We start from the raw sequence: 5,015 nt of genomic DNA, 5'->3' as shown, positions 1-5,015 counted from the left end.
TGCAGGGGACGCCGTGAACCCATCCCTGGGGGCTTGGTCGCCGCATCCATGCGGCTCACACCCCTGCAAACCCGCCCCGACCCACCTTTTGACAGTGTGTCGTTGCCACGGGAAACGCGGATGCCGGCCTTTGGCCGCCAACCCTGACTCATCCCAACCGGTTCAACGCCTCGGTCAGCTCTTCGGCCAGCGGCGCGTTGAGCAGATAGGGGGTCTTGCCGGCGTCCAGCGAGAACTCCAGCGAGGCGGCGTGCAGGAACAGGCGTTTCAGGCCGATCTGGTCACGAAGCCGCTTGTTGACGTCCGGATCGCCGTATTTGTCGTCACCGGCCACCGGGTGCCCCAGGTGCTGGGCATGCACGCGGATCTGGTGGGTCCGGCCGGTTTCGATGCGGACTTCACAGAACGAATGGCCGCCCTTGCGCTCCAGCACGCTGAAGTGGCTGATCGATTCCTTGCCGATCGCATTCACCTGTACGTGGCGCTCGCCGCCCTGGCGCAGGCCCACGTGCAGCGGGGCGTCCACGGTCATGGTGCCGTCGGGCATGCGCCCCACCAGCAGGGTCAGGTAGCGCTTGCGGATGCCGGCGCCGTGGTCTTCACGCAGCAGCGCCTGCAGCTCGCTCAGCGCCGACCGCTTCTTGGCGACGATCAGCAGGCCCGAGGTGTCCCGGTCCAGCCGGTGCACCAGCTCCAGGGTCTTGCCCGGGCGCAATGCGCGCAGGGTCTCGATGGCGCCGAAGCTGATCCCGCTGCCGCCATGGCTGGCCACGCCGGAGGGCTTGTTCAGGGCCAGCAGGCGCTCGTCCTCGTAGACGATGGCGTCTTCCAGCCGCTTCATGAACGCGGCCGGCGGACCGGCCTTGTCTCCTTCTTCGGTGAGACGAACTGGTGGCACGCGTACTTCGTCGCCCTCCACCAGTTTGCGTTCGGCCTTGGCGCGGCCGCCGTTCACACGGACCTGGCCGCTGCGCACGAGTTTGTAGACCAGACTGCGCGGGGCACCCTTCAGCTGGCCGAGCAGGAAGTTGTCCAGGCGTTGCCCGGCACGGTCGGCCGGGACAGTCAGGAGACGGACGCTGGTCTTGCCTTCAGCGGCTTTGGGGGACGGCACGGTATCGGTCATTGGCCTTTTATTCTGTTACACTCGGCAGGCGAGATAAGGGATTGATTTCGTTGGAAGTTGCTCTGGGCCAGAAGCCCGACTTCCCTCGATTCCGGCACAGTGCGCAGCCACCGCCCCCGGGGCGGCCATGTTAGCGGCTCACCGGCAGTCCCGGCCATCGCCGGATGCCTGACAAGCGTCTGCGCTGAAAAAATGTCCCTGTGGCGCTCCAGCCTGTCTGAAAGCTGCCTCCGGCCCGCAACACCCAAACCAAAACAAAATGAAGCGCTCCCGCGGCCTGCCGTGGTGTTGTAGCGCTGGAAGCCCAAGCCGCCCTCCCCGCGCATGCGCGATGGGCGTGCAAGCGTGACCAGAAGCGAAACCCCATGGCGTTCCGCGCGGTAGCAGCGCGCGAGGAACGCAATATGAAGCGAATGCTGATCAACGCCACGCAGGCTGAAGAGCTGCGGGTAGCCATCGTGGATGGCCAGACGCTGTACGACATCGACATCGAACAGCCGTCCAAGGAACAGAAGAAGTCGAACATCTACAAGGGCCGCATCACGCGCCTTGAGCCGTCGCTGGAAGCGGCCTTCGTGGAATACGGTGGCGAACGCCACGGCTTCCTGCCGCTGAAGGAAATCTCCCGCGATTACTTCCAGGCCGGGGTCGACCACAACAAGGCCGGCATCCGCGAGCTGCTGCGTGAAGGCCAGGAAGTGGTGGTCCAGGTCGACAAGGAAGAGCGTGGCAACAAGGGCGCCGCCCTGACCACGTTCATCTCCCTGGCCGGCCGCTACATGGTGCTGATGCCGAACTCGCCCACCGCCGGTGGCGTGTCGCGTCGCATCGAGGGCGAAGACCGCGCCGCGCTGAAGGAAGCGCTGGACAAGCTGAACATCCCCGACGACATGGGCGTGATCATCCGCACCGCCGGCGTCGGGCGCGATGCCGAAGAACTCCAGTGGGACCTGGACTACCTGCTCCAGGTCTGGAAGTCGATCGCCGAAGCGGCGCTGACCAAGCCGGCCCCGTTCCTGATCTACCAGGAATCGCGCCTGATCGTGCGCGCCCTGCGCGACTACCTGCGCGCCGACGTGGGCGAGATCCTGGTGGACACCCAGGAGCTGTACGACACCGCCCGCGAGTTCATGCAGCAGGTGATGCCGCAGACCCTGCGCAAGCTCAAGCACTACACCGACGACATTCCGCTGTTCAACCGCTTCCAGATCGAATCGCAGATCGAAGGCGCCTATGAACGCAACGTCCGCCTGCCGTCGGGCGGCTCGATCGTGGTCGACCAGACCGAAGCGCTGACCGCCATCGACGTGAACTCCTCGCGCGCCACCAAGGGCAGCGACATCGAGGACACTGCGTTCCAGACCAACCTGGAAGCGGCCGAAGAAGTGGCCCGCCAGCTGCGCCTGCGCGACCTGGGCGGCCTGGTGGTGATCGACTTCATCGACATGTCGTCCAACAAGCACCAGCGTGAAGTCGAGAACCGCCTGCAGAACGCGCTCAAGTACGACCGTGCGCGCGTGCAGCTGGGCCGCATTTCGCGCTTCGGCCTGATGGAAATGAGCCGCCAGCGCCTGCGCCCGAGCCTGGGCGAATCCAGCCAGATCGTCTGCCCGCGTTGCGACGGCCATGGCCGCATGCGTTCGGTGGAATCGCTGTCGCTGTCGATCATCCGCGTGGCCGAAGAGCATGCGATGAAGGAAAACACCGGGCAGGTGCTGGTCCAGGCCCCGGTAGAGATCGCCAACTACCTGCTCAACGAAAAGCGCAGCGCGCTGCGCGAGATCGAACAGCGCCATGACGCGCCGATCGTGATCGTGGCCGACGAGCAGCTGCATACCCCGCACTACGAAGTGACCCGCCTGCGTGAGAACGAGCTGGGCGACGAAAGCGGCAAGCCGAGCTACCAGCGCGGCACCCCGCGCAAGCTGCCGGTGCATGCGCTGACCAAGGCGCAGCTGAACATCCCGGTCGCCCCGGCAGTGACCAACGTCAAGCACAGCTCGCCGGCCCCGGTCCGCGAAGTGGCCGAACCGGTGGCTGCTGCCCCGGCCCCGGTCGCCCCGGCACCGGTCGCCGCGCCGGCTGCCACCGGCGTGGTCGGCTGGCTGAAGCGCATCTTCGGTGGTGAGCCGGCCCCGGCCGCCGCACCGCAGAACAACGCGCGCCCGGCCCAGGACGGCAACCGCAACGGCCGCAACAAGGACCGCAACGGCAAGGACCGCAACGGCCGCCGCGATGAGCGTGGCGAGCGTGGCCAGGGTCAGGGCCAGCAGGGCCAGGGCCGCGGCAAGGACCGCCGTGACGACCGTGGCGAACGCGCCGGCAAGGGCGAGCGCCGCGACGAGCGCCGCCAGGACGTGGCCGCGCAGGCTGCCGCACCCGCCGCCGGCCAGCCCCAGCAGGGCAAGCCGCGCAACGAGCAGCAGCCCAAGGCCCCGCGCAATGAGCAGCAGCCGAAGCTGAACCAGAACCAGAAGCAGAAGCCGCCGCGCCAGCAGAACGAGGGCGACAAGCCCGCGCGTCAGCCGCAGGCCGATGCCGCCAAGCCGGTGCAGGCCGGCGTGACCGCTGCCGATGCCGCGCTGGTCGCAACTGCGGTGACCGTGGCGGATGCCGCGATCCCGGCAGCTGCTGCCCCGGCTGCCGCCCCGGTGCCGAACAATGCACCGGCCGATGAGAACCAGCTGACCGCCGTTGCGGTTGATGGCGAGGCCAACGAGCACGGCGAAGCGCCGGGCACCGACGATGCCAGTGGCGAAGGCGCTTCGCGCCGTCGTCGTGGCCGTCGCGGTGGCCGCCGTCGTCGTCGTGGCAACGGCGAGCAGGCTGCAGGCAGCGATGGCCTGAACGATGACGGCGGTCTGGACGACGACGGCGACAGCGACGAGCAGGACGGCGACCAGGACGGTGACAACACCACCCAGGCGGCCCGCCCGGCTGCCCGCAGCAGCGAGTCGAACCCGGAGTTCGACTTCGATGATGACGGCGCCGCACCCGCTGCCCCGGCCGCACCGGTCCAGGCCCCGCGCCCGGCCCCGGTGGCTGCCGTTGCCGCCGCCGCGCCGCTGGCCGTGGTCAGCAGCCCGGTGGTGACCGCTGGTCACGCCGAGGCCGCCCCGGCCCCGAAGGCCGAACCGGTGGAAGAGCGCGCACCGTCGTACACCGATCGCGTGCCGTTCGTCGAGTCGCCGATGCCGGTGGCTGCGCCAGTCGTGGCCGAAGCACCGAAGCCGGTTGAAGCCCCGGTCGTGACCGAAGCACCGAAGGCTGTCGAAGCGCCGGTCGTGACCGAAGCACCGAAGGCCGTCGAAGCCCCGGTGGTGACCGAAGCGCCGAAGGCGGTTGAAGCCCCGGTGGTGGCGGAAGCACCGAAGGCGGTTGAAGCCCCGGTTGTGACCGAAGCACCGAAGCCGATCGAAACGCCCGTCGTGACCCCGGCCCCGACCGCGCCCGTCGCTGTCGAGACCCCGGCGGTCGAGCACAAGGGTCCGACCGAAGTCGGCCGCCCGGTGCAGACCAGCATGCTGGACGCCGTGGATGCCGTGCCGGCCGCTCCGGTCGCCCCGGCACCGGTAGCCCGCGTGGAGCCGGTGGAGAGCGCACCGGTGGTGCAGAACGGCCAGCTGTTCGGCACTGCCGCCAGCGACGCCGCACCGACCGATGCCGCCGCCCAGGCCGCGCATGCCGAAGCCCGCGAGGACATCCCCACCGATGAACTCGCCCCGGCCGAAGCCGCTGCCAAGGAAGAACAGGACAAGGCCGAAAAGCCCTGATCCCTCTACCCGGGTAGAGCCACGCCCTGCGTGGCTGCGGAAACAAGAACGCAGACAGCGGCCCAAGGGCCGCTGTCTGCGGTAGGGCCAACCTAAAGCCGCAGGCCCTTCCACAA

2 protein-coding genes are annotated in these 5,015 nt (G+C 68.4%); one reads left to right on the top strand and one right to left on the bottom strand.

Features of this window, described 5'->3' with window-relative positions:
- Positions 1 to 148: 148 nt before the first annotated feature.
- Complete coding sequence (locus QMX79_RS19935; RefSeq protein ID WP_095362783.1) at positions 149 to 1,126, bottom strand: RluA family pseudouridine synthase; 978 nt, start codon at positions 1,124 to 1,126, stop codon at positions 149 to 151.
- A 404-nt stretch (positions 1,127 to 1,530) separates the two neighbouring features.
- On the opposite strand from QMX79_RS19935, the gene rne reads away from it, so the two are divergent.
- A complete protein-coding gene (rne, locus tag QMX79_RS19930) occupies positions 1,531 to 4,899 on the top strand; it encodes a ribonuclease E (protein ID WP_282248325.1) in 3,369 nt (1,122 codons plus the stop codon).
- Positions 4,900 to 5,015 lie beyond the last annotated feature (116 nt).

It is taken from the genome of Stenotrophomonas sp. PS02300 (genome assembly GCF_029959395.1).
GTDB classification, from domain to species: domain Bacteria; phylum Pseudomonadota; class Gammaproteobacteria; order Xanthomonadales; family Xanthomonadaceae; genus Stenotrophomonas; species Stenotrophomonas maltophilia_AD.
Note: the sequence above shows the minus strand (reverse complement) of the source record. Positions and strands in the feature narration are given on the sequence as shown.

Excerpts from the sequence above, each read along its gene's own strand:
- QMX79_RS19935 (WP_095362783.1), bottom strand. The coding sequence starts at position 1,126 with ATGACCGATACCGTGCCGTCCCCCAAAGCCGCTGAAGGCAAGACCAGC.
- rne (WP_282248325.1), top strand. The coding sequence starts at position 1,531 with ATGAAGCGAATGCTGATCAACGCCACGCAGGCTGAAGAGCTGCGGGTA.